Origin of the sequence: Ruegeria pomeroyi DSS-3, from assembly GCF_000011965.2 — a bacterium.
Taxonomy (GTDB): domain Bacteria; phylum Pseudomonadota; class Alphaproteobacteria; order Rhodobacterales; family Rhodobacteraceae; genus Ruegeria_B; species Ruegeria_B pomeroyi.
In genome coordinates this window covers 4,058,681-4,082,607 of the sequence record NC_003911.12, presented here as the reverse complement: position 1 = coordinate 4,082,607, position 23,927 = coordinate 4,058,681, and the positions used below count along the sequence as shown (strand labels likewise).

General features: G+C 63.9%; 26 protein-coding genes. 15 read left to right on the top strand and 11 right to left on the bottom strand.

Annotated elements, in window-relative coordinates; translation table 11 throughout:
- Positions 1-42 precede the first annotated feature (42 nt).
- Both SPO_RS19630 and regB read right to left on the bottom strand, forming a co-directional pair.
- Positions 43-1,545 (bottom strand): PAS-domain containing protein, encoded by a 1,503-nt coding sequence (locus tag SPO_RS19630; protein ID WP_011049539.1) that lies wholly within the window; start codon positions 1,543-1,545, stop codon positions 43-45.
- 67 nt (positions 1,546-1,612) lie between these two features.
- Entirely contained in the window at positions 1,613-3,010 is a 1,398-nt protein-coding gene (regB, locus tag SPO_RS19625) for a sensor histidine kinase RegB (RefSeq protein ID WP_011049538.1), read from the bottom strand.
- An 87-nt stretch (positions 3,011-3,097) separates the two neighbouring features.
- On the opposite strand from regB, the gene SPO_RS19620 reads away from it, so the two are divergent.
- From SPO_RS19620 to SPO_RS19610, 3 genes are all read left to right on the top strand, one after another.
- Positions 3,098-3,718, top strand: a complete 621-nt coding sequence (locus SPO_RS19620) for an SCO family protein (RefSeq protein WP_011049537.1) — start codon at positions 3,098-3,100, stop codon at positions 3,716-3,718.
- A gap of 86 nt (positions 3,719-3,804) precedes the next feature.
- Positions 3,805-4,359 carry an ActR/PrrA/RegA family redox response regulator transcription factor gene (locus SPO_RS19615; protein WP_011049536.1) on the top strand — a complete coding sequence of 185 codons (555 nt, stop codon included), beginning with the start codon at positions 3,805-3,807 and terminating at the stop codon, positions 4,357-4,359.
- 10 nt (positions 4,360-4,369) lie between these two features.
- Positions 4,370-5,599, top strand: coding sequence for a glycosyltransferase family 61 protein (locus SPO_RS19610; protein WP_011049535.1), 1,230 nt, complete (start codon positions 4,370-4,372; stop codon positions 5,597-5,599).
- Here the strand turns inward: SPO_RS19610 and SPO_RS19605 are convergent.
- Positions 5,572-6,165, bottom strand: a complete 594-nt coding sequence (locus SPO_RS19605; RefSeq protein ID WP_011049534.1) for an HD domain-containing protein — start codon at positions 6,163-6,165, stop codon at positions 5,572-5,574. The genes SPO_RS19610 and SPO_RS19605 overlap by 28 nt on opposite strands.
- A gap of 207 nt (positions 6,166-6,372) precedes the next feature.
- On the opposite strand from SPO_RS19605, the gene SPO_RS19600 reads away from it, so the two are divergent.
- From SPO_RS19600 to SPO_RS19585, 4 genes are all read left to right on the top strand, one after another.
- Positions 6,373-6,687 carry a hypothetical protein gene (locus tag SPO_RS19600; RefSeq protein WP_044028870.1) on the top strand — a complete coding sequence of 105 codons (315 nt, stop codon included), beginning with the start codon at positions 6,373-6,375 and terminating at the stop codon, positions 6,685-6,687.
- Positions 6,688-6,783: 96 nt separating this feature from the next.
- Entirely contained in the window at positions 6,784-8,172 is a 1,389-nt protein-coding gene (gene ahcY / locus SPO_RS19595; RefSeq protein WP_011049532.1) for an adenosylhomocysteinase, read from the top strand.
- 135 nt (positions 8,173-8,307) lie between these two features.
- Positions 8,308-8,853: a DUF922 domain-containing protein gene (locus tag SPO_RS19590; protein ID WP_230981755.1), complete on the top strand. Its 546-nt coding sequence runs from the start codon at positions 8,308-8,310 to the stop codon at positions 8,851-8,853.
- 157 nt (positions 8,854-9,010) lie between these two features.
- A complete protein-coding gene (locus tag SPO_RS19585; protein ID WP_011049530.1) occupies positions 9,011-9,352 on the top strand; it encodes a DUF2853 family protein in 342 nt (113 codons plus the stop codon).
- 244 nt (positions 9,353-9,596) lie between these two features.
- On the opposite strand, the gene SPO_RS19580 is transcribed toward SPO_RS19585, so the two are convergent.
- Genes SPO_RS19580 through tsaD form a run of 5 tightly spaced genes read right to left on the bottom strand, consistent with a single transcriptional unit; the run spans position 9,597 to position 12,784 of the window.
- Positions 9,597-9,992 carry a DUF1761 domain-containing protein gene (locus SPO_RS19580; protein ID WP_011049529.1) on the bottom strand — a complete coding sequence of 132 codons (396 nt, stop codon included), beginning with the start codon at positions 9,990-9,992 and terminating at the stop codon, positions 9,597-9,599.
- A 42-nt stretch (positions 9,993-10,034) separates the two neighbouring features.
- Positions 10,035-10,457, bottom strand: coding sequence for an EVE domain-containing protein (locus SPO_RS19575; protein ID WP_011049528.1), 423 nt, complete (start codon positions 10,455-10,457; stop codon positions 10,035-10,037).
- Complete coding sequence (locus SPO_RS19570) at positions 10,457-10,726, bottom strand: YciI family protein (RefSeq protein ID WP_011049527.1); 270 nt, start codon at positions 10,724-10,726, stop codon at positions 10,457-10,459. The genes SPO_RS19575 and SPO_RS19570 overlap by 1 nt, the downstream gene beginning before the upstream one ends.
- A 1-nt stretch (position 10,727) precedes the next feature.
- Positions 10,728-11,690 (bottom strand): NAD(P)H-dependent glycerol-3-phosphate dehydrogenase, encoded by a 963-nt coding sequence (locus tag SPO_RS19565; RefSeq protein WP_011049526.1) that lies wholly within the window; start codon positions 11,688-11,690, stop codon positions 10,728-10,730.
- The gene (tsaD, locus tag SPO_RS19560) at positions 11,687-12,784 is read right to left on the bottom strand and encodes a tRNA (adenosine(37)-N6)-threonylcarbamoyltransferase complex transferase subunit TsaD (protein ID WP_011049525.1); all 1,098 of its coding nucleotides are present in this window, start codon (positions 12,782-12,784) and stop codon (positions 11,687-11,689) included. The genes SPO_RS19565 and tsaD overlap by 4 nt, the downstream gene beginning before the upstream one ends.
- 98 nt (positions 12,785-12,882) lie before the next feature.
- Between tsaD and SPO_RS19555 the strand changes: the two genes are divergently transcribed.
- From SPO_RS19555 to SPO_RS19545, 3 genes are read left to right on the top strand one after another with little or no spacing between them, the layout of a single operon-like run.
- On the top strand, positions 12,883-13,596 hold the full coding sequence (locus tag SPO_RS19555; protein ID WP_011049524.1) for a uroporphyrinogen-III synthase: 714 nt from the start codon (positions 12,883-12,885) through the stop codon (positions 13,594-13,596).
- Between the two features lie 53 nt (positions 13,597-13,649).
- Positions 13,650-14,954 (top strand): hypothetical protein, encoded by a 1,305-nt coding sequence (locus SPO_RS19550; RefSeq protein ID WP_044029420.1) that lies wholly within the window; start codon positions 13,650-13,652, stop codon positions 14,952-14,954.
- Positions 14,955-14,964: 10 nt separating this feature from the next.
- On the top strand, positions 14,965-16,458 hold the full coding sequence (locus SPO_RS19545; RefSeq protein ID WP_044028868.1) for a heme biosynthesis protein HemY: 1,494 nt from the start codon (positions 14,965-14,967) through the stop codon (positions 16,456-16,458).
- A gap of 99 nt (positions 16,459-16,557) precedes the next feature.
- Here the strand turns inward: SPO_RS19545 and SPO_RS19540 are convergent, their stop codons facing one another.
- Entirely contained in the window at positions 16,558-17,670 is a 1,113-nt protein-coding gene (locus tag SPO_RS19540; protein WP_011049521.1) for an S-(hydroxymethyl)glutathione dehydrogenase/class III alcohol dehydrogenase, read from the bottom strand.
- A gap of 131 nt (positions 17,671-17,801) precedes the next feature.
- On the opposite strand from SPO_RS19540, the gene SPO_RS19535 reads away from it, so the two are divergent.
- The 3 genes from SPO_RS19535 (at position 17,802) to SPO_RS19525 (ending at position 19,465) form a co-directional block, all read left to right on the top strand.
- Entirely contained in the window at positions 17,802-18,080 is a 279-nt protein-coding gene (locus tag SPO_RS19535; protein ID WP_044028866.1) for an I78 family peptidase inhibitor, read from the top strand.
- A 74-nt stretch (positions 18,081-18,154) separates the two neighbouring features.
- Positions 18,155-18,622, top strand: a complete 468-nt coding sequence (locus SPO_RS19530) for a DUF1203 domain-containing protein (protein ID WP_044028864.1) — start codon at positions 18,155-18,157, stop codon at positions 18,620-18,622.
- 60 nt (positions 18,623-18,682) lie between these two features.
- Positions 18,683-19,465 carry a sterol desaturase family protein gene (locus SPO_RS19525; protein WP_011049519.1) on the top strand — a complete coding sequence of 261 codons (783 nt, stop codon included), beginning with the start codon at positions 18,683-18,685 and terminating at the stop codon, positions 19,463-19,465.
- Here the strand turns inward: SPO_RS19525 and SPO_RS19520 are convergent.
- Complete coding sequence (locus SPO_RS19520; RefSeq protein ID WP_011049518.1) at positions 19,449-20,378, bottom strand: ABC transporter ATP-binding protein; 930 nt, start codon at positions 20,376-20,378, stop codon at positions 19,449-19,451. The genes SPO_RS19525 and SPO_RS19520 overlap by 17 nt on opposite strands.
- Before the next feature lie 91 nt (positions 20,379-20,469).
- Between SPO_RS19520 and SPO_RS19515 the strand changes: the two genes are divergently transcribed.
- A complete protein-coding gene (locus SPO_RS19515; RefSeq protein ID WP_011049517.1) occupies positions 20,470-20,649 on the top strand; it encodes a zinc-finger domain-containing protein in 180 nt (59 codons plus the stop codon).
- A 134-nt stretch (positions 20,650-20,783) separates the two neighbouring features.
- Positions 20,784-21,014, top strand: a complete 231-nt coding sequence (locus SPO_RS19510; RefSeq protein ID WP_044028863.1) for a DUF2798 domain-containing protein — start codon at positions 20,784-20,786, stop codon at positions 21,012-21,014.
- A 55-nt stretch (positions 21,015-21,069) separates the two neighbouring features.
- On the opposite strand, the gene polA is transcribed toward SPO_RS19510, so the two are convergent.
- Positions 21,070-23,871: a DNA polymerase I gene (polA, locus tag SPO_RS19505; RefSeq protein WP_011049515.1), complete on the bottom strand. Its 2,802-nt coding sequence runs from the start codon at positions 23,869-23,871 to the stop codon at positions 21,070-21,072.
- Between the last annotated feature and the right edge of the window lie 56 nt (positions 23,872-23,927).

The following is a 23,927-nucleotide window of genomic DNA, read 5'->3' as shown; positions in this document are numbered from 1 at the left end:
GGCGCCACAATGACCGCGGCGCAATCCGGCTGCAAGACGGTATCACCCCTCAGCCTGGGCGGGGCTGCGCGCGAGGTCGTCGATCAGGGTGGTGAAAGAGATCAGGGTCGAGCCGTTCTGAATCGGACTGACGGTGCAGGTGAGATTGGCGCCGCTGCGCAGCTGCACCTGACCTTCCCACTCGACCCGGTTCTCGCGGCTGTCGACAAAGTCGCGGATCTCGCCCCAGACCGGGGTGGCGGTGCACAGGTCCTGCCAGGTTCGGGTCGCATCCAGGATTGTCACCTGCGCAAAGCTGCGCTCGGGGTCAGATTTCCACAGCTGGTGATAGGCCGCGTTGGAGAAGGCCAGCGACCCGTCCGAGGCAAACACCGCAATCGCCGCATCCAGATGGTCAAGCACCGCCTGACCCAGTTCCAGCTCGGAGCGAAACCGGCGGGTCAGGGTGATCTCGGCGGTGATATCCTCGAACAGAAAGGCCACCGCCCCGTCGGGATGCGGCCGCCCGCTGACCGAATAGACCGAGCCCGAGGGCAGCGACCAGGTCTCCTGATAGTTGCCTTTCGACGCCGCTTGCAGCAGGTCGTTCATCTGCTGGCGCCAGCCGCCATAATTCTTGGGTTCCGGCATCATGTTGAGATTGCGCAGCCGGTCGAAAAAGCTCGACACTTCGGGTCGGCTGCTGAGGAAATCGGCCGGCAGGCAGGTCAGGTCGATCAGGGCGGGGTTGAACAGCGCCAGTTGCCGGTTGCGGTCAAAGATCGCCAGACCGATGGACAGCTGGGCAAAGGTCTTGGCCAGGGTCTGCACAAAATTGCGCTGGGCGATTTCGGCGTCCACAACCGCGTTGATATCCATCGCGTAGCACAGGCATCCCGTATCCTGGGGGACGATCACCACGTCAAACCACAGTTTCGTCCGGGTTTCGCCGATGGTGATGGATATCCGGGTCTTCTTGCCCGGGGACCCGATATCCGAGGTATCCGGGAACAGGGGGTCGAACAGTTCCGGATTGCGACCGCGTACCTTGCGCGCCAGCATCACATAGGCGGCATTGCACCATCGGATGCCGCCATCGCCGTCCAGATACCAGACCGGATAGGGCGCCTGATCCATCGCCAGACGCAAAGGGTCGGTGTCGGGAATGCGCCGGACTCCGTCCAGCGCGGCGCAATGGCGGCGCAGTTCGACCCTGACGATACCATCGACCCATTCGCAGAACACGTCTCGGTCGTTGCGCCCGTCGATCGGGGTGACTACGATCTGCCCCCTTTGCTCCACATGATCGGGGTCCGAGGGAAAGCCGGGGAAATCCTCGGCCAGCCTTTCGCGCAGCCCGTGCCAATCGTGGATATCCTTGTCGGCCCCACCATGCGAGGCGCCGATCAAGTCGGCCCCATCGAAGAGAAAGACATGCCCCTGCCCGCCGCCGGGTTCGAGAACATGCGGAACAGCCTTGCGGCGCTGCGTCGATGCAAGCAGAAATCGCGCCGACAGACCTGCGGAAAGCAGGCTTATCGCCGCCAGAGCCAACCATTCCACCATTTGCCTGTCCCGCCTTGCATCGTCCGGATGGACCGATCCTGTCGGGGAGAGGTTAACACAAGTTTAACTAAACTTGAAACTGTTCGTTCAACCCTAGCGGGATTGAATTCTCGCCGGTCTGCGCGTCGATCTGCGCCCGGGGCCACACCACCTGAACGATCGCCCCGCGGCGTTCGGCCTGTTTGGTGAGGGTCTGGTAGGGGTCCGAGCCATTGGCAAAGCTCAGCTCGGCGCCGCTGCGCTCGAGCAGGGTCTTGGCAATGAACAGGCCCAGGCCCATGCCCTCGTATTCCGGGCGGGCGCGGCGGTCGATTTCGGCGCGGCGGCGACGCACGAACGGGTCGCCGATGCGTCCGATCATGTGGCCGGGATAGCCGCGCCCGTCATCCATGATCGACACGATGATCGTCTCGGCGGTCCATTCCGCCTCGACCCAGACATTGGCGCGGGCGAAATCGACCGCATTCTGGATCAGATTGCGCAACCCGTGGATGACCTCGGGTTTGCGCAGGATCGAGGGCTGTTGCAGATCTCCGCCCGCCCCCGGCCCTTCGTCGAAATGCACGGTCTTGCCGCGATGCATATGCGGTTCGGCTGCCTCGTGGATGACGGTGGACAGCGGCGCCTGGCGCAGATGCAGGTCGTCCTTGCCCGCGCGCCCCATGTTGCGCAGAATATCGCGGCAGCGATCCGCCTGCTGGCGGATCAACGCCGCGTCCTCGCGCAGGTCGGGGCGGTCATCCAGTTCTTCGACCAGCTCGGAACTGGCCAGTTTGATCGTGGCCAGCGGCGTGCCCAGCTCATGCGCGGCGGCGGCGACAACGCCGCCCAGATCGGTCAGCTTCTGTTCGCGCGAGAGGGCCATCTGGGTCGCGGCCAGCGCCTCGGACATGGACTGCACCTCGGAGCTGATGCGATAGGAATAGGCGCCCAGAAAGACGATCGCGATGATGATCGCGGTCCAATGACCAAAGACGAACACATCCGGAATGCGCAGGATAAAGCCCATCTCGGTTCTCAACGGAACGTGATAAAGGCCCAGCAGCGTAACCAGAACAATGGCCGTGGTCCCGATGAACAGGGTCGAGCGCAGGCCCATCACATTGGCCGAAATGATCACCGGCCCGACCAGAAGCAGCGCGAAAGGGTTGTGCAACCCGCCTGTCAGATACAGCAGGAACCCCAGCTGCAACAGGTCGAACAGCACCATGAGAAAGTTCTCGAACTCTCCCAAGCGTTTGTTTTCAGGGAAAAGAAAGATCGCCAGCAGGTTGCCGACGGCCGAAATGCCGATGGCCAGGTAGCACAGGCCAAGGTTCAGTTGCAGGTGATAGCTGTGCTGTGCGACCAGGATCGCAGCGACCTGTCCGGCGATGGCCACCCATCTGAGCAGGATCATCGTGCGCAGACGGATCCAGCTGCTGCGCTCTTGTCCGAGCACGAGGTTCATGTTGGAGTCTGGCATCGCGCGCCTATGTCCAGTTGCAACGGCTGGCTATCTTGATAGGTGTCCGGGCCGAGACGATCAACATCTCTGACTTCGAGGCCGAAAATGACCAGACTCTATGCCTTTCTCGCCGCGGTGGTCGCTGCCACCGCATTGGGTGCCACCTGGATCGCAACCCGGGGCGGCGATGGGAATGACCGGTTCGCCCAGTGCCGCGCCGGGCAGATCGCCGGCGGGGCCGAGACCATCGGCGGCCCGTTCGAACTGGTCAATGCCAAGGGCGAGACCGTCACCGACAAGGATGTGATCACAGAGCCCTCGCTGCTCTATTTCGGCTATACCTTCTGCCCCGATGTCTGCCCGCTGGATACCTCGCGCAATGCCGAGGCGGTGGATATCCTGGAAGGTCGGGGCCAGATGGTGACGCCGGTCTTCATCTCGATCGACGCCGACCGCGACACGCCCGAGGTGGTCGGCGATTTTGCCGCAAACCTGCACGAGCGGATGATCGGCCTGACCGGTTCGCCCGAACAGGTCAAGGCGGCAAGTCAGGCCTACAAGACCTATTACCGGGCACAGGACAAGAGCGACGAGTACTACCTGGTCGATCATTCGACCTTCTCCTACCTGGTGCTGCCCGAACATGGGTTTGTCGAGTTTTTCCGCCGCGACGAGACGGCAGAGAAGATGGCCGACCGGGTCGGATGTTTCCTGGACGCCATGTGATCACGACAGAGGCGTTTGACCTTGCCGCAGTCGCTGGTAATACTCGCCTTTAGGCAAAAACACGAAAAACAGCGGAAAGTATGAGCATGGTCGACGCCCCCCAGCCCGATATCGGACCCGACAAGTCGCTGTTGCTGGTCGATGATGACGAACCGTTTCTGCGCCGTTTGGCCAAGGCGATGGAAAAACGCGGCTTCGAGATCGAGACCGCCGGTTCGGTTGCCGCCGGACGCGCCATTGCCACGGCCCGGCCGCCGGCCTATGCGGTGGTCGATCTGCGGCTTGAGGACGGCAACGGGCTGGATGTGGTCGAGGTGTTGCGCGACAAGCGGCCCGATTGCCGGGTCGTGGTGCTGACAGGGTACGGCGCCATCGCCACTGCGGTGGCGGCGGTCAAGATCGGCGCCACCGACTATCTGTCCAAACCCGCCGATGCCACCGACATCACCAATGCGCTGCTGGCCACGGGCGACGAGCTGCCGCCGCCGCCGGAAAACCCGATGAGCGCGGACCGGGTACGGTGGGAACATATCCAGCGTGTCTATGAACTGTGTGATCGTAACGTAAGCGAAACCGCGCGCCGGCTAAACATGCACCGCCGGACCCTGCAAAGGATTCTGGCCAAGAGAAGCCCGCGCTGAGAGGTTCGCTATGGCGCAAGCGCCTGAACTCGACCCCAATGACCCCACCACCCAACCACAGCCCGATGGTGGCTGGTCCGAGGGGCTGGACAGGCTGAGCGACGCCATCGTCGTGCCGCCCGAGGTCAGTGGATTCACCCAAGAGGCAGGCGTGCTGCACAGCGATGGCCGCTATTGTCCGCAAGGCGCGCTCTGGCGTCGGTATCGCCCGCTGACGACCGAGCCCCCGATGCCCGAGAAGGTGTCCGAGGTTCTGTCGGGACGCTGGCTGTGGGGTGGGGTGCTGTGGGCTCATTTCGGTCATTTCCTTGTGGAAAGCACTGCGCGGCTCTGGGCGCTGAACCATATCGACGGGCCCATCGACGGTGTGTTGTTCATCCCCAAACGGCCGCGTGTCGGCGATCAGATTCGCGGGTTCCAGCGCGACTTCATCGACCTGATGCACCCGGGTCTGCCGATCCATGTGGCCACGGACCCAATCCGTGTCGAGGAATTGATCGTTCCCGGACAAGGCTTTGGCCTGGGGCCGATCACGCAAGGTACGCAGAAATTCCGCGATGCGATCCATGCCGGGTTCGGCAAGGCGGTCGAACCTGATGGTCCCAGCAAGATCTATATCTCGCGCTCGGCGCTGGGCCTAGGCAAGGGCGGCATGCTGGGAGAGGAGCGGCTGGAGGATCTGCTGCGAGCCGAGGGCTATGACATCTTTCACCCCGAGAAATACAATCTCGAAACCCAGCTGGCCCGGTACAAGGCGGCCAGCCATGTGATTGCCGCAGACGGCTCGGCGCTGCATCTCTATGCCATGGTCGGACGGCCCGAGCAGAAAGTGGCGATGATCCTGCGGCGCAAGGCCGGGGCGACCAACCTGCTGGCCAAGAACGTTGCCCATTTCTGCCGCTGCAATCCGATGGTGATCGACGCGCTTTATACCGAATGGGTGCGCGGCGAGGGCGGCAAATCGAACCGGCTCTCTTTTGGCGAGCTGGATCATGCGGTGATCGGGCGCGGCCTGGCGATGGGCGGTTTTGTGCGCCCGGATGTGGACTGGTCGCGCGCAACCGATGAAGAGCGCGCGCAGATGTTCCGCGACAAGGGGTTGGATCAGGCCGGCGATTTTGTCGAAAGCGAGGAATACCGGAAACGCCGCCGCCGCATCATGCGGCAGGAACGGCGCGCCCGCCGCGCCGCGACTGAGGATGCGCCAACGGATCAGACGCCCGAAATCAAGGCCTCGTAGCGCGCGGTAAAGGCAGCTCGTGTTTCCAGCGGTGGCCGCAGTCGGATGTCCAGACCCTGCATCAACTCGGGCTTCTGTCGGCCAAAGAACCTGTTCGCCTCGGCCTCGGTGAACCCGGCAATGCGGGTGGCCTCCATCCAGGCGCTGACCCGATCGGCGCGCTTGATCTGTTTCTTGATCTGTATCGGCAGCATGGCGGGCAGGCCGAACCGGATATGGATCGCTGCCGTCAGACGCGCGTCGAGCAGCCCGTAATCGGCCCCCACCGCCGCCTTGACCGGAGAAATCATGTCGCCGATCACATATTCGGGCGCATCGTGCAGCAGCGCCGCCAGACGCCATTTCGCCCCGGCACCGGGCACCATGCGGGCAAAGATATCCTCGACCAGCAGCGAGTGTTCGGCGACCGAGTAGGCGAACTCGCCATGAGTCTGCCCGTTCCAGCGGGCGACAAAGGCCAGCCCATGGGCAATATCCTCGATCTCGATATCGACCGGAGTCGGGTCCAGCAGATCCAGCCGCCGCCCCGACAGCATCCTTTGCCAGGCTCTGGGTTGTGTTGCCATCGTGCCACGCCCCCTTTGCGCGCCATGTTTTTGCCACATTCCGGGCGCAGCCTGATCCCTGTTCCGATCACATGCTGCCAGCCAAACGATCAGGTGTCGCGTTTGCGGCCCGGTGGCTTGATCGGTCTATCGAAGACCGGGGGGCGTGTTATCTCCTCCCGGCACGTCCCCCAACAGATCCGTTCCTCTATGCGAAAGGAGCTTGCGATGTTCAAGCCTCTGTTGAGCGCATTGGCCGGCTTTGGCCTGATCCTGTCCGCCGGGACGGCCACCGCGCAATCCTGTGCCGCGCGCGATGCGATCGTCGACCGGTTGCAGCAGAAATACTCCGAACGTCTGGCGGCGGGTGGTTTGCAGCCCCTGTCGGGTGGCGCCTCGGTGATCGAGCTTTGGGCCTCGGCCGAGACCGGCACCTTTACCGTGCTGCTGACCCGGGCCAGCGGCATCAGCTGTATCGTGGCGGCGGGAACCGATTATTTCCGGACCCCCGACGCCGATCCGGTGCCCGATATCCCCAGCTGAGCCAGTGCCGCGATCATTCCCCCTGATCCTCGTTGCCAGCCGCAGGCAGGGGTGATAGGGCCTCTGGCGACCGAATTTGCCGGAATGGAGTGACAGATGGCCGGGGATTATATCGTCAAGGACATTTCGTTGGCCGGGTTTGGCCGCAAAGAGCTGGACATTGCCGAAACCGAGATGCCGGGCCTGATGACCCTGCGCGAGGAATATGGCAAGGCGCAGCCGCTCAAGGGCGCGCGGATCGTCGGCTCGCTGCACATGACCATCCAGACCGCCGTGCTGATCGAGACACTGGTGGCGCTGGGCGCCGATGTGCGCTGGGCCTCGTGCAACATCTTCTCGACCCAGGACCATGCGGCGGCGGCGATTGCGGCGGCGGGCATTCCTGTTTTTGCGATCAAAGGCCAGACCCTGGAAGAGCATTGGGATTACCTCGACAAGTCCTTCCTGTTCGACGAAGGCCCCAACATGATCCTGGACGATGGCGGCGACGCGACGCTGTACATCCTGCTGGGCGCTCGCGCCGAGGCGGGTGAGGACATCATCCCGGTTCCGGGCTCCGAAGAAGAAGAAGTGATCAAGAAGCAGATCGCCAAGCGTATGGCCGCAAGCCCGGGCTGGTTCACCAAGATGCGTGACCAGATTCAGGGCGTGTCCGAGGAAACCACCACCGGCGTCAACCGCCTGTACCAGCTGGTCAAGGACGGCCACCTGCCGTTCCCGGCGATCAACGTGAACGACAGCGTCACCAAGTCGAAATTCGACAACAAATACGGCTGCAAGGAATCGCTGGTCGACGGTATCCGCCGCGCCACCGATACCATGATGGCCGGCAAGGTCGCCGTGGTCTGCGGCTACGGCGATGTGGGCAAGGGCTCGGCCGCGTCTCTGCGCGGCGCCGGTGCGCGCGTGAAGGTGACCGAGGTCGACCCGATCTGCGCCCTTCAGGCCGCCATGGACGGGTTCGAGGTGACCACGCTGGAAGACGAAGTCGCCAGCGCCGACATCTTCATCACCACGACCGGCAACAAGGACGTGATCCGCATCGAGCATATGCGCGAGATGAAGAACATGGCCATTGTCGGCAACATCGGCCATTTCGACAACGAGATTCAGGTCGCCGCACTGAAGAACCACAAATGGACCAATATCAAGGAACAGGTGGACATGATCGAGATGCCCTCGGGCAACAAGATCATCCTCTTGTCCGAAGGCCGCCTGCTGAACCTGGGCAATGCCACCGGCCACCCTTCGTTCGTGATGTCGGCCTCGTTCACTAACCAGGTTCTGGCGCAGATCGAACTGTTCACCAAGGGCGACCAGTACGAGAACAAGGTCTATATCCTGCCCAAGCATCTGGATGAAAAAGTGGCCCGCCTGCACCTGGCCCGGATCGGCGTGAAGCTGACCCAGCTGAGCCCCGATCAGGCCAGCTATATCGGGGTCAAGCCCGAAGGCCCGTTCAAACCGGAACACTATCGCTATTGATTGTCGGCGATAAGCGCTGGCTATTCCGGTAATGATTGACCGCCCCGACTGGATCGGGGCGGTCTTTTTGTGTGGGTCGAGCAGATCGAAAAGATCTTGACGCCCAGAACCCCTCTCATCTTACGATGCCGGAACGTGCCGATCCCTCTGATCGTCAGCGTTTTTGTGGAGTGTGACATGTTTGATGAGTCTCTGCCGATTTCCCGGGCGATGAAATGCCTGTTCGTGTCGGTCCTGTGCCTTTCGGTCGGTGCTACAGCGGCCGATGCGAAACCCAAGATCAAGGTTGTGAACAAGACCTATTCGGTGAACGCCACCACCGCACAGGATCTGATCCAGCAGATGGATGCGCGCGGCCCCAAAGGATTCTGGGCCTATACGGATTGGTATGTGAAATGGACGGGTGGTTGCGACTTGTCGGTCAGCATTACCTACACGATGCCAAAGCATAAGAACGAGGCCAAGCTGGATCCGGAACTACGCAAAAGCTGGCAATCCTTTGTCACGGCATTGCGGAAACACGAGGAGTTGCACGGCGCGCATGGCATTCAGGCCGCTCAGGAAATCGAAAAGAGCAAATGCGCAGACGGCGACTCCGTGATCCGGAAGTGGTCCGAACAGGACAAGGTTCTTGACCAGCGTACCGACCACGGCAAGAAGGATGGCGTGGTGCTGAAGTGATGCGGCCCGCTGCCCTGCCGTCCGCGCCGGGATCGGTGTCGGGGATTTACAGGGAAAACCGGTCAAGTTTTCCCTTTGTACGTGCCCGTGCTCCGGCTAGGCTCTGGCCAGTACCGATTGACCGGTCGAAAACAGAAAAACTCGGGAGAGCGAAGAGATGGGAAAACGCGACGACCTGATCGCCCAATATGCTGACGATCTGAAGAACAAGTGCGGGATGACACCCGACATGGACCTGCTGACCAAGGTGACCATTGGTTGCGGTCCGGCGATCTATGATGCCGATGCCTCGACCGTCGCGTCGAGCCAGCCGAGCGAGCTGGAAACCGTCAAGAACAATTTCCTGATCAAGAAGCTGGGCCTGGCCGACGGGCCCGAGTTGGATGCCGCCATTGCCAAGGTGGTCGACACCTATGGCAAATCCGAGCGCAACAAGTACCGCGCCGTGGTCTACTACATGCTGACCAAGCATTTCGGCAAGGAATCCGTCTACGGTTAAGCCGAGGACGAGCCGCTAACGCAAGCGCCCGCAATCGCGGGCGTTTCGCATTTTAGGAGTATTGTCAAAGCTTTATCTTTGCGCCGGACCGGGGATTGGGCGTATAAATGAAGCATGACCAGGACGGTCAGAACCTCGGAACGATATTCGCGTGTGGTGAGTTGGGAGCACGCGGGGGTAGGGGAGGGTTCTGAACCGTCGGAACCTTCCCCTTTTTATTGAGCTACCGACCAGGGCCGCGATCCTAGAACAGCGTCAGGATCAGGCCCATCACCGCACAGGCCAGCGTGGCATAGCCTCCGTCGATCAGGCTCAGCCGCAGTGGGCGCATACCGTAGAGATTGTTGAGCGTGATCCAGGGCGCGATGAAGAAAAGCCCGACGCCAATTCCGGCCACAATCCCCGCGCCCGGGCTGTCGATCCCCGAAAGGGCAAAGACATGGCGCATCATTCCCGCCACAATCAGTTGCAGCACAAAGCTGGCGGCAAAGATGCCCGGCGTCATGCCGCCTTCGGGCCTGCCGTCAGGGCCGCGCGGCACCTTGGCATCCTGCATCCAGGGTTCCGCCAGAACCATGTACCAGACCGAGCCCAGCGCAAAGGCGCCAAAAGCGGCCGCCAGAACATTCAACAGTTCCATTCTTGCCTCATCGAGTATCCGCGATACGGCCAGAATGCATGATCAGTCGGGATCTGTCTGCCCCATTGCGCAGATTGCGCGCCATTCCGCCTCGGTCACCGGCTGCACCGACAGGCGCGAATTGCGCACCAGAACCATCTCGGACAGGCGCGGATCGGCCTTGATCTGCTCCAGTGTCACCGGCTGTTGAAAGGGGCGCACCGCCCTGATGTCGACGCATTCCCAGCGCGGGTCATCCGACTTGCTGTCGGGATGAACCTCGGCGCAGACCTCGACGATTCCCACCACGGCCTTGTCGCTTTGCGAATGGTAGAAGAAGCCCCGGTCACCCAGCGCCATCGCCCGCATGAAATTGCGTGCCTGATAGTTGCGCACGCCATCCCATTCCTCGCCCGCATCCCCCTTGGCGACCTGATCGTCCCAGCCCCAGGTCTCGGGTTCCGATTTGAACAGCCAATAGGCCATCAGCCGATCACCTTTTTCCACGGGATCAGCTGCACCGACTGGAACAGCCCGGCCTTGGCATAGGGGTCGTTGGCGGCCCAGTCCTCGGCGGCGGCCAGGTCGCTTACATCGAGGATGACCAGAGAGCCGATCATCGCGTCGCCGTCCAGCAAGGGGCCGGCCTGCGAGACAACGCCGGTTTCCTCGATATAGGCCAGATGCGCGGCGCGGTTGTCGAGCCGGGTTTGCAGGGCGCCGTCCTTGTCGCGGGCGATCAGGGCAACCAGCATGTCATTCCTCCTTGAGCGGTCTGTTGAGCAGCGAACGCATCGCTTCGGCGACACTGTAATCACCGTTTGAAAGCTGCGCTACCGTTGTGCTGATCGGCATGTCGATTCCCAGGTCCCGGGCCAGCTGCGCCACCGCATGGGCGGTGGCCACACCTTCGACCGTGGTGGCGCGGTCGAACGGTTCCTGTCGTCCCAATGCCAGGCCGAACCGATAATTGCGCGACAGGTCGGATGAGCAGGTGAGCATCAGATCGCCAAGGCCGGACAGGCCCATCAGGGTCTCGGGCCGGGCGCCTTTCAGCGCCGCCAGCCGCTGCATCTCGGCAAAGCCACGGGTCAGCAGCGCGGCGCGGGCGCTGTCGCCCATCCCGGCGCCGATACAGGCGCCGCACCCGATCGCGATCACGTTCTTCAGCGCTCCGCCCAGTTCGGCCCCGATCGTGTCGGTGGTGCGATAGAGCCGCAGGTTGGTGGTGGTCAGCTGCGCCTGCAGGTCGCGGCCCAGATCCGGATCGGCGCAGGCCAGCGTCAGCGCCGTCGGCAGGCCGCGCGCGATATCCTGGGCAAAGCTGGGTCCTGTTAGCAGCGCGGTGCGAGTGCCGGGTAGGGTTTCTGCCATCACGGCCATCGGGCCAAGGCCGCTATTCAGTTCGATCCCCTTGCAGCAGGCAACCAGAACCCGCCCATGCAGCGCGGCGGCGTGCTCGGATAGCATGCCGCGCAACTTCTGCATCGGCACCGCCAAAAGCAGCGTGTCGCACCGCGTGGCCTGATCCAGATCGGCGGTCACATTCAGCGCTGCAGGCAACGGCAGGCCGGGCAGGCGCTGGTGGTTCTCGCGGGTCTCCTGCATCTGCCGTGCCTGTTCAGGCGCACGCGACCACAGCGTGACCGGCCCCTTGCCCGCCAGCGAGATCGCCAATGCGGTTCCGAATGCACCCGATCCCAGAACCGCGATACTCATGCCTTGGCGCCCTTCTTGCCACTGCCCAGCATCGCCGGGCTGCTTTGATCAAGTGGCCAGCGGGGCCGGGCGGTCAGGTCCAGCCCGTCGCGGGCGCCACTGCGGAAGCGTTCGAGCCCGGCATAGGCGATCATCGCCGCGTTGTCGGTGCACAGGCGCAGCGGCGGCGCGGTGAACCGGGCACCCGCCTCGGCGCAGACCGTCTCCAGCGCCGCGCGGATGGCGGCGTTTGCCGCCACCCCACCGGCGACCGCGACAACCGGCTCCGCCGGCGCCTCATCCAGATAAAGCGTCAGCGCACGCCGGGTCTTTTCCGCAAGCGTATCTACCACGGCGGCCTGAAACCCGGCGCACAGATCGGCGCGATCCTGCCGGGTCAGCCCGCCCTTTTCGCCAACCAGCTGGTCGCGCATCCGCATCAGCGCTGTCTTCAGCCCTGAAAAGGACAGGTCGCAATCGGGCCGGTCCAGCAAGGGCCGGGGAAAGCGGAACCGCTTGGGGTCACCTTGCCGCGCCTCGCCCTCGACCGAGGGGCCGCCCGGCTGGGGCAGGCCCAGCAGGCGCGCGGTCTTGTCAAAGGCCTCGCCCGGGGCATCGTCGATGGTCCCGCCAAGCCGTGAAAATTGTTCGGGCCCGTGCGCGATCAGGTATTGGCAATGCCCGCCCGAGACCAGCAGCATCAGATAGGGATAGGCGATCTGGTCGGTCAGGCGCGGGGTCAGCGCGTGACCCGCCAGATGGTTCACCCCGATCAGCGGCAGGCCGGTCGCGGCGGCGATTCCCTTGGCGCACATCACTCCCGACATCACCCCGCCGATCAGGCCCGGCCCGGCAGTCACCGCCACCGCATCCAGATCGGTCAGGGAAACACCCGCCTCGGTCAGCGCCTGGCGCACGCAGATATCCAGCTTTTCGGCATGGGCGCGGGCGGCGATCTCGGGCACCACACCGCCATAGGCGCTGTGCAGATCGGCCTGGCCATGCACGACCGAGGACAGGATCTCGGCCGCCTGCCCCTCGGTCTGGCGCACCACTGCGGCGGCGGTATCGTCGCAACTGCTTTCCAGCCCGAGTATCGTCAGGGTTTGCGCCATCGGCCCCACCGTTGCATGATGTTCGGCGAGCGGGGTATCACCCCCGCGACCGGCAAACAATCCCGCCACGCAGGAGCGCGCCTCTGATCTATCTGCTGATGACCCGCCCGCGTGGCGCCTCGGAACGGTTTGTCGCCGGTCTGCGCCCCGAGATCCGGGAGGCGCTGAGCGTGGTCTATTCCCCCCTGCTGCGGATCGAACCAACTGTCGAGACGCTGGATTTCGGACCGGCGGCAGGGCTGATCTTTACCTCGTCCAATGGGGTCGGCATCGCCGCGCGGCTGAGTGCCGACCGCAGGCTGCCCTGTTTCTGTGTCGGGCGCGCAACCACCCGGATGGCGGCGCAGGCGGGCTGGTCCGCCACCATGGCGGGTGAGAGCGCCGAGGCGCTGATCGCGGGGCTGCTGGCGCAGCGCCCGGATACGCCGCTCTTGCATCTGCGCGGCGAACATGGACGGGGCGAGGTGGCGGCAAACCTGACGCGGATGGGGTTGAGGACCGAGGAGCGGGTGATCTATGCGCAGCGCCTGCTGCCGTTCTCCGACGAGGCGCTTGCGGTGCTGGCCGGGGACGACCGGGTGATCGCGCCGCTCTTTTCCCCCCGGACCGCGCGACAATTTGCCGGTCTGGTGCGGGGGCAGGCCCCGCTGAGCGTGGTGGCGATGAGTGTCGCGGTAGCAAAACCCCTTGAAAACACGCCGCTTTCCCAAGTTTTGACGGCGACGGCGCCGGATGCCGACGCAATGCGGGCGGCGATTGAAAATCTTGTGACAGGTGCCATTCGGGTTGAGGGGCGTCCGGGCGCGCATTAGTGTCGAACGGCATCCGGTATTTGAAGATTTTCAGATTCGAAAGGGACAGCGCGGTGGCCGAGAAGAAAGACCCAGAGCTGGAAACCGTCACCGACCCTATGTCCGAGACCAAACAGGAGTTGCCTGAACCGGCGGTTGACGAGGCGAAGGCGGCGACAGAGGCACCTTCCGAAGCCGAAGCCGAAGCCGAAGCCGAAGCCGAAGCCGAAGCCGAAGCCGAAGCCGAAGCCGAAGCCGAAGCCGAAGCCGAAGCCGAAGCCGAAGCCGAAGCCGAAGCCGAAGCCGAAGCCGAAGCCGAAGCCGAAGCCGAAGCCGCTACGCCACCAGAAACGGCTCCGCAGCCCGCGCCGACCGAAACGCGGCGCGGCGGCTTTGCCCCGGCCCTGATCGGTGGCATTGTCGCGGCAGTGCTGGGTTTTCTGGCGGGACGTGCCGACCTGATCGACCCTCTGCTGCCCCCAGGCTTGCGCGCATCGGACGGTGCCGAGGCCATTGCCGCACTTCAGTCGAAGCTTGATCAGCAGCAGGCGGCGCTGAGCGCCCTGAAATCCGATATCGGCAAGATTGAGATGCCTGATATCTCGGGCCTATCGGCACAACTGGGCGATCTCTCCGCCCAGCTTGCACCTCTCGCCACCACTGCCGAGGACCTGAGCGCCCGAACCGACAGCCAGGCGCAGGCGCTGAGTGCCCTGACGGCCCGCCTGTCCGAGCTTGAAGCCCGGCCCGTGGCCGAAGGGGCCTCTCCCGAGGTGGTCGCCGCCTATGAGGCGGAACTGTCCCGCACCCGCGAGGTTCTCGCGGCACAACGCGCCGAGGTCGAACAGATGGTGGCCGATGCGCAGACGTTGAAGGCAACCGCCGCCGCCGATGCGCAAAGGGCCGCCAATCGCGGCACGCTGGCGCAGCTGCGTGGTCAGCTCGAGGCTGGCGCCGCGTATGCCGAACCGCTGGCCGCGCTGACGGCTGCCGGTATCGACATTCCCGTCGCGCTGTCGGGCCCTGCCGCTGACGGGGTCGCCTCGCTGGCGGTGCTGCGTGACACTTTCCCGCCCGCTGCCCGCGCCGCATTGGCCGATCTGCGGCAAGAGACCCGGGGCACCGGCCTGTTGGCTTTCCTCGAACGGCAGACCGGCGCCCGCTCGGTCACTCCGCGCGCGGGCGATGACCCCGATGCGGTGCTTTCGCGGGCCGAGGCGGCGGTCACCTCTGGCGATCTGGCAACGGCGCTCGATCTGGTGGCGGCGCTGCCCGAGGCGGCGCAGGCCGCCCTTGCCGACTGGGTTGCCCAGGCCAGCAGCCGCCACCAAGCGATTGCGGCAGCGGATGCGCTGGCGCAAAGCCTGAACTCGAACTGAAGGACAGCCCATGCTGTGGTCATTGCTCAAGATCCTGGTTTTCGTCGCGATCATCGCATTGCTGGCCCTGGGCGCCGGTTTCCTGATGGAAGCAAGCGGCGGTGTCCAGATCACCGTCGCGGGCACCGAATACACGCTGGGGCCGCTGCAATCGGTGATCGGGTTCGGGCTGCTGGTGGTGGCGGTCTGGCTGTTCTTCAAACTGCTGACGCTGCTGATTGCTACGCTCAAGTTTCTCAACGGCGATGAAACCGCCCTGTCGCGCTATTTCGACCGGGGGCGCGAGCGGCGCGGATATCAGGCGCTGACCGAGGGGCTGATGGCGCTCGCCTCGGGCGAGGGGCGTCTCGCCATGGCCAAGGCCGCGCGCGCCGAGAAGCTGTTGCAGAAACCCGAGCTGACCAATCTGCTGGTGGCGCAGGCCGCCGAGATGACCGGCGACACCAAGAAGGCGGCGGAAACCTATCGCAAGCTGGTCACCGACCAGAGCACCCGTTTTGTCGGGGTGCGCGGGATCATGAAGCAGAAACTGGCCGAGGGCGATGACGAGACCGCCCGCAAGCTGGCCGAAAAGGCGCTGGCGCTGAAACCCCGCCATGAAGAAACGCAGGACGTGCTGCTGACGCTGCAGACGCGGGCGCAGGACTGGGCCGGTGCGCGGGCAACGCTGACCTCGAAGCTCAAGACCGGCACCCTGCCGCGCGACGTGTACAAGCGCCGCGATGCGGTTCTGGCGCTGTCGGAGGCGCGCGATCTTCTGTCCGAGACCGCAAGCCTTGACCAGCAGGAACGCGCCATCGAGGCCAACCGCCTGTCTCCCGATCTGATCCCGGCGGCGGCCATGGCGGCGCGCGCGCATATCGCCAAGGGCAAACCAAAGAATGCGGCCAAGATACTGACCAAGGCCTGGCAAGTGCAGCCGCATCCAGATCTGGCCCATGCCTTTGCCGAGATTGCACCTGACGAGACACCCGCCGCGCGGATCAAACGGTTCGCGGCTTTGGCCAAGGCGCATCCGCAGCATGCTGAAACCCGCCTGATGATGGCGGAACTGAACATCGTCGCCGAGGATTTCCCCGAGGCGCGCCGGGCGCTGGGCGACCTGCTGGATCATGCGCCCGATGCGCGCGCCTATACGCTGATGGCCGCGATCGAACGGGGCGAGGGCGCCTCGGACGCGGTGGTGCAGGGCTGGCTGGCGCGCGCGCTGACCGCGCCGCGCGGGCCGCAATGGGTCTGCGACAATTGCCAGCATATCCATGCCGCCTGGGCACCGGTTTGCGGGAACTGCAACAGCTTTGACACGCTCAGCTGGCGGGCACCGCAGGACACCGACGCGGGGGCCATGACCACGGCGAACATGCTGCCGCTGATCGTCGGGGCCATCGAACAGAAGGCGCCCGATGTCGAAGAAGTCGACTTCGAGACGGATGCCGACAGCGACGATTCAGTGGAAGGCACGGCCAAAGAGGTGGACGGGGCCAACGAACCTGTCAGCAGGTAAGGTTTTTGCGGTTCGAGCTTTGAGGGTGCCGTCGCCGATGCGCTGAGGGCACCCGGTCCAGGGTTTCCGGCGCCCATTGTTTGGGCGCCGGGATTGGGTTTAGTACACGACGACGGAGCGGATGCTTTCGCCTGCGTGCATCAGGTCGAAGCCCTTGTTGATCTCGTCCAGGCTCAGCGTGTGGGTGATCATCGGGTCGATCTCGATCTTGCCGTCCATGTACCAGTCCACGATCCTGGGCACATCCGTCCGGCCCTTGGCGCCGCCGAATGCGGTGCCCTTCCACACCCGGCCGGTGACCAGCTGGAACGGCCGGGTCGAGATCTCGGCCCCCGCCGGCGCCACGCCGATGATGATGCTCTCGCCCCAGCCCTTGTGCGCGCATTCCAGCGCGGTGCGCATCACGCCCACATTGCCGGTCGCGTCGAACGAGTAATCGGCGCCGCCCCTGGTCAGCTCGACCAGATGGGCCACCATATCGCCCTCGACCTCGGCCGGGTTGACGAAATCGGTCATGCCAAAGCGCGTCGCCATCGCCACCTTGTCGGGGTTCAGGTCGACGCCCACGATCTGGTCGGCGCCCGCCAGGCGCAGCCCCTGGATCACGTTCAGACCGATGCCGCCCAGGCCGAACACCACCGCGCGGCAGCCGATCTCGGCCTTGGCGGTGTTGATCACCGCGCCGATGCCGGTGGTGACGCCGCAGCCGATATAGCAGATCTTGTCGAAGGGTGCGTCGGGCCGCACCTTGGCCAGCGCGATCTCGGGCAGGACGGTGTGGTTGGAAAAGGTCGAGCAGCCCATGTAATGCAGGATCGGCGTGCCATCGAGCATGGAAAACCGGGTGGTGCCGTCGGGCATCAGGCCCTTGCCTTGGGTGGTGCGAATGGCCTGGCACAGGTTGGTCTTGCCGCTCAGGCAGTATTCGCACTGGCGGCATTCGGGGGTGTAGAGCGGGATCACGTGATCGCCGGGCTTGAGCGAGGTGACGCCTTCGCCCACTTCCAGCACGATGCCCGCGCCCTCGTGGCCCAGGATGGCCGGGAACAGCCCCTCGGGATCGGCGCCCGAGAGGGTGAATTCGTCGGTGTGACAGATGCCGGTGGCCTTGATCTCGACCAGAACCTCGCCGGCCTTGGGCCCTTCGAGGTTCACCTCCATCACTTCCAGAGGCTTCCCCGCCTCAACCGCTACCGCCGCACGCGTCCGCATCTGTGTCTTCTCCTTGTCCCGATCCAATACAGCCCGACCTCGAGCGCCGGGTTTCTTTGATACCGGTTTCGTGTCAGGTTCCGACCGCACCTGACCACACGGAACCGACATTTGTCAAAAAGGGAACGCCAATGTATCGATTTACCCCGATCTTTCTGTTGCTCGCCGCCTGTGCCGACCCTGTCGAAGACCCGAACGCGGTCGATCCGGCACCGGTCGACCTGAGCTTCTGCAAGGGGGATGACCTGGGAGAGATCGTAGGGCGCCCCGCTGCCGAAGTCAGCCACCTTCTGCCCGAGGGTGCACGCGTGATTGGCCCCGACAGTCTTGTCATACAGGATTACAGGCCCGATCGCCTGAATGTCTCGACGGACCGGGCGGGAGTGGTGACCCGGCTGTCCTGCGGCTGAACCCGCAGGAACCGGGTCGCCAGAGACCCGCGGACAGGGCGATATCATGCGGCATGACCAGACAGGAGAGCCCCATGATCCGTATCACCCCCCTTGACACCGAAACCGTTCGTGCCTGGCAGACGGGCGCGCCCGATGCCTATGGCAACCCACCCGAACGCGCCCTGTCGGATGGCGGCGGCAACCCGTGCCGCCATTGCCTGCGCTATATTCCGCAGGGGGCGCCGATGCTGATCCTGGCGCATCGCCCCTTTGACGGGCTGCACCCCTATGCCGAAACCGGGCCGATCTTTGTCTGTGCCGAGCCATGCGCACGTCATGCCGGGGACGAGCCGTTGCCCGAAATGCTGACAAATTCGCCTGACTATCTGATCAAGGGTTACGGTGCGAACGACCGCATCGTCTATGGCACCGGGCGCGTCGTGCCCGCGGCCGATCTGTCCGCCGGGGCCGAGGCGATCCTGTCGCGGCCCGACGTTGCCTATGTGCATGTCCGCTCGGCCCGCAACAACTGCTATCAGGCGCGGATCGACCGCGCCTGATCCGGGTGACAATCGCGCGCGCCACTGTAGACTGACCCCAAGGGACAGCAGGAGGCGCGTTTGGACCCGGATCTGATCCGTTTCGTGGCCGAGGAATCGCTGCGTATCGTGCAGCGCTACCTGTTCTTTGCGGCCGGGGCCTTTGCTCTTTTCTATCTGCTGCTGCGCCGTTTGATGTGGCCGCGCAAGATACAGAAACGCTGGCCCCGGCTGACCGATTACGGCCGGGATCTGGCGTTTTCGCTGATCTCGGTCGGTATCTTTGCGGTGATCTCGTCACTGATCTTTTTCGTGTTCCGTGACCAGACCAGTATCTATGGCGGCTCGATGGGCAGCCGGGGATGGGGGTATCTGGTCTTTACCTTTGTCTGGATGCTGGCACTGCATGACACCTATTTCTATTGGATACATCGGCTGATGCATACGCGGGTGCTGTATCGTCACGTGCATCTGGTGCATCACCACTCGACCAACCCCTCGCCCTGGACCGCCTATGCCTTTCACCCGGTAGAGGCGGTGCTTGAGGTGGGCATCCTGCCCCTGATCGCCTTTACCCTGCCGGTGCATTGGGCGGCGGTGATGTATTTCTTCATCTTCCAGATCGCCTACAACGTCTATGGCCATCTCGGGTTCGAGCTGTACCCGCGCGGGTTCCACAAGCACTGGCTGGGCCGCTGGATCAACACCTCGGTCGCGCACAACCAGCATCACGGGCGGTTTACTGGCAATTACGGGCTGTATTTCCTGTTCTGGGACAGGGTGATGGGCACGCTGCGCGCTGATTATGACGCTGCCTATGAGGGGGCGACGGGCGCCGCCGCGCCCGTTACCGCGACGAAGTGAGCGCTAGGAACACATCCTCCAGATCCGCCTGTTCGGTGCGCACGTCGCGGATGTGGATACCGGCGGCGCGGACGGCGGCCAGCACGTCTTCGGCACTGGTCTGGCGGTTGTGATAGCGCAGGGCGAGCGTGCCGTCTGCGCGCGCTTCGGCCTCGATCCCCGGCCCCTGCGGCAGGGTCGAGACCGGGCCGTCGGGCTGGATCACCATCGCCCGCGCATCAAGCCGCCCAAGCAGGTTGGCGGTGCTGTCGCGCGCCACCACACTGCCCTGGTTGATGATGGCGATCTGGTCGCACATCTCCTGCGCCTCTTCCAGGTAATGGGTGGTCAGGATGATGGTCATTCCCTTGGCATTCAGCTTGCGCACATTGCTCCACAGCATCTGGCGCAGCTCGATATCGACCCCGGCAGTGGGTTCGTCCAGCACAAGAACCTGGGGCCGGTGCACCAGGGCCTTGCCCAGCAACAGCCGCCGCCGCATGCCGCCCGACAGGGTGCGGGCATAGGCCTCGGCCTTGTCGGTCAGGCCGATCATGGCAAGGATCTCGTCGCTCCAGCGCTGTGATCTGGGTACCCCATAGAGACCCGCCTGCACTTCGAGCGCGGCGCGGGGGGTAAAGAACGGATCAAGGTTCAGCTCTTGTGGCATCACCCCGATGGCGGCGCGGGACTGGCGCGGGTTCTGGTCCTGATCGAATCCCCAGATCGTGACCTTGCCAGCGGTTTTGGTGACCAGCCCGGCAAGGATATTGATCAGTGTCGATTTGCCCGCGCCGTTCGGCCCCAGCAGGCCAAAGACCGAGCCGCGCGGCACGTTCAGGTCGATGCCCTTCAGCGCCTGCTTCTCGGGCTGTCCGTGACTGCCGCGATAGGTCTTGGTCAGGCCTTCGATCCGGATTGCATCTTCGCTCATGCGCGGCTCTTGCTCCTGCTCGCCTTGTCGCTCATAAACGGACCTAATCCATGTCCGCAGTGCCGACAACCTCAAGAAGGGCCCTCTAACGATGACCATCCAAGCGCCGGAAACCAAGATCGTCGACAAAAGCCGCGTTGCCTGTGACGGGGGCGAAGGCGCATTGGGACATCCGCGGGTCTGGCTGCAAATCCCCGAGGATACCGGCTGGGTCGAATGCCCCTATTGCGATTGCAAATACGTGCTCAAGGGCAGCAAGGCCGACGCCTGATCTGCGCAACGCGCTGACCTGTTGGATCGGCGTGTAACATCGCCGTTAACAAGGGTGTGAGAACGGGCGCGCGTGCCATTGCGGTCCGATCCTCGATGCAATATTCAAAAGCCGGAATATTGACGGAGTCCCCGATGCTTCCCGCCCGTTTCGCACCGGTTCTTTTTGCCGCGATCATGTCCGGCCTGATGTCCTGTATCGTCACCTGTGTGGCGACAATACGTGCCGTGGGAATGGACCCGGGCATGGCAGGCAAATGGATGGGCGCCTGGGTGCTGGCCTGGCCCATCGCCTTTGTGGTCCTGCTTTTCGTGGCACCGTTGGCGCGCCGTCTGGTCGCCGCATTGGTGCGCAGCGAGGCTTGAACCCAGCGAAGACGGCCCGCAGGGCCGGAGAAGCGGCGCCTGACTTCGACAGTCGTCAATGCGCCTCGGCCCAGTTGGCGCCCCGGCCCGCATCGACCACCAGCCTTACATCCAGCCGCACCGCCGGATCGGCGGCGCCCTCCATGATGTCGCGGGCGGCGGCGATGGTGTCTTCCACCGCCTCTTCGGCCACTTCGAACAGCAATTCGTCATGCACCTGAAGCAGCATCTTTGCCGGTAGGTCGCGAATGGCATCGGGCATCCGCACCATGGCGCGGCGGATCACATCGGCGGCCGTGCCCTGGATCGGCGCGTTGATCGCCGCACGGCGGGCAAAGCCCGCATGCGGCCCCTTGGCATTGATCTCGGGTGTGTGGATGCGTCGGCCGAACAGGGTCTGTACGAACCCGTGTTCCTTGGCAAAGGCGATAGTGTCGTCCATGTAGGTGCGGATGCCGGGGAAACGCTCGAAATAGCGGTCGATGAATTCCTGCGCCTCGGCGCGCGGGATGCGCAGGTTGCGCGCCAGGCCAAAGCCCGAGATGCCGTAGATCACCCCGAAGTTGATGGCCTTGGCGCGGCGGCGGACCTCGGGCGTCATCTGATCCAGCGGCACGTCGAACATCTCGGACGCGGTCATCGCGTGAATGTCCAACCCGTCGGCAAAGGCCTGCTTCAGCGCCGGGATGTCGGCGATATGGGCCAGGATGCGCAGCTCGATCTGGGAATAGTCGAGGCTAAGCAGCACATTGCCCGGCTCGGCCACGAAGGCCTCGCGGATGCGGCGGCCCTCTTCTGTGCGCACGGGGATGTTCTGCAGGTTCGGATCGGTCGAGGCCAGGCGCCCGGTATTGGCGCCGGTGATCGAATACGAGGTATGCACCCGCCCCGTATCGGGGTTGATATGGGTCTGAAGCGCGTCGGTATAGGTCGATTTCAGCTTGCTCAATTGTCGCCAGTCGAGAATGCGCGCGGGCAGTTCGTGTTCCGTCGCCAGATCCTCGAGCACGTCTGCCGGGGTCGAATACTTGCCGGTCTTGCCCTTCTTGCCGCCCTCAAGCGACATCTTGTCGAACAGGATTTCGCCCACCTGCGCGGGCGAGCCGACGTTGAACGGTTCGCCGGCCAGTTCGTGAATCTCGGCCTCGAGCCCCGCCATTTTTTGTGCAAATGCGTTCGACATCCGGCTCAGCACCTCGCGGTCGACCTTGACGCCATGCATCTCCATCTCGGCCAGCACCGGCACCAGCGGGCGTTCCAGAGTTTCATAGACGGTGGTGACCTGCGCGCGGTGCAGCTGCGGCTTGAACAGCTGCCAGAGCCGCAGGGTGATATCGGCATCCTCGGCGGCATAGGCGGTGGCCTCGTCTATCGCCACCTTGTCAAAGGTGATCGCCGATTTGCCCGAGCCCAGCAGCGGTTTGATCGGGATCGGTGTATGGCTGAGATAGCGTTCGCTCAGCGTATCCATCCCATGCCCATGCAGCCCGCCATGCATGGCGTATGACAACAGCATGGTGTCATCGATCGGCGCCACGGCGACGCCATAGCGGGCAAAGATCTTGGCGTCGTACTTCATGTTCTGCCCGATCTTGAGGATCGCGGGATCCTCGAGCATCGGTTTCAGCAGGTCGAGCGTCTGTTGCAGTGGCAACTGCCCCTCGGCCAGCTTGTCCGAGCCAAAGAGGTCACCCGCGTCGCCATCGCGATGACCCAGCGGGATGTAGCAGGCTGCACCCGGTTCCACCGCCAGCGAGATACCGACCAGATCGGCGGTCATCTCATTAAGGCTGGTGGTTTCGGTATCGACCGCGACCCAGCCGCGTTCGCGCGCCTGTGCGATCCATGTTTCCAGTGCCGCCGCATCGCGCACGCATTCGTATCTGGACGCGTCAAAGGGCGGCTGTTCGGGCTGGGGCGCCTCTTCGGCCTCTGGCGAGGCCTTCTCGGCGATCACCGGCGCCTCGGCTCCCAGCTTGTCGGCGATCCGCTTGGTCAGGGTGCGGAACTCCATCTCGGCCAGGAAGCTCAGGAGTTTCTCGGGGTCCGGATCGCGCAGTTCCAGATCGTCCAGCGTGAAATCGAGCGGGGTGTTGGCGTCAAGCTCGACCAGGCGCTTGGACAGTTCGATCTGGGCGCGCATGTCGATCAGGGTCTGCCGCCGCTTGGGCTGCTTGATCTCTTCGGCGCGGTCCAGGAGGTCTTCGAGCGAGCCATATTCGTTGATCAGGAGCGCCGCGGTCTTGACGCCGATGCCGGGGGCGCCGGGCACGTTGTCGACACTGTCGCCTGCCAGCGCCTGCACATCGACAACGCGGTCAGGGAAGACGCCGAATTTCTCGAACACGCCGTCGCGGTCGATGCGCTTGTTCTTCATGGCGTCGAACATCTCGACCCCGTCGCCCACCAGCTGCATCAGGTCCTTGTCGGAACTGACGATGGTCACCCGGCCGCCGGCGTCGCGGGCCTGATTGGACAGGGTGGCGATGATGTCGTCGGCCTCGTACCCCTCCAGTTCCTTGCAGGGGATGTTGAACGCCTCGGTCGCGGCCCGCGTCAGCGGGATCTGCGGGCGCAGGTCCTCGGGCATCGCCTCGCGGTTGGCCTTGTAGAGATCATAGAGATCGTTGCGGAACGTATGGCTGCCCTTGTCGAAGATCACCGCCAGATGGGTCGGCGCATCGGGGCCGTGATCGCCATCGACATAGCGTTGCAGCATGTTGCAAAAGCCCGAGACCGCCCCGATGGGCAGGCCGTCGGATTTCCGCGTCAGCGGCGGCAGCGCGTGATAGGCGCGAAAGATAAAGGCCGATCCGTCGATCAGATGCAGATGGCAACCCTTGCCGAAAGTGCTCATGCCTGTCTCTCCCTCTGGCGCGCTGCCTCTGTCCTGCCACGGAACGGCGCGAGGGT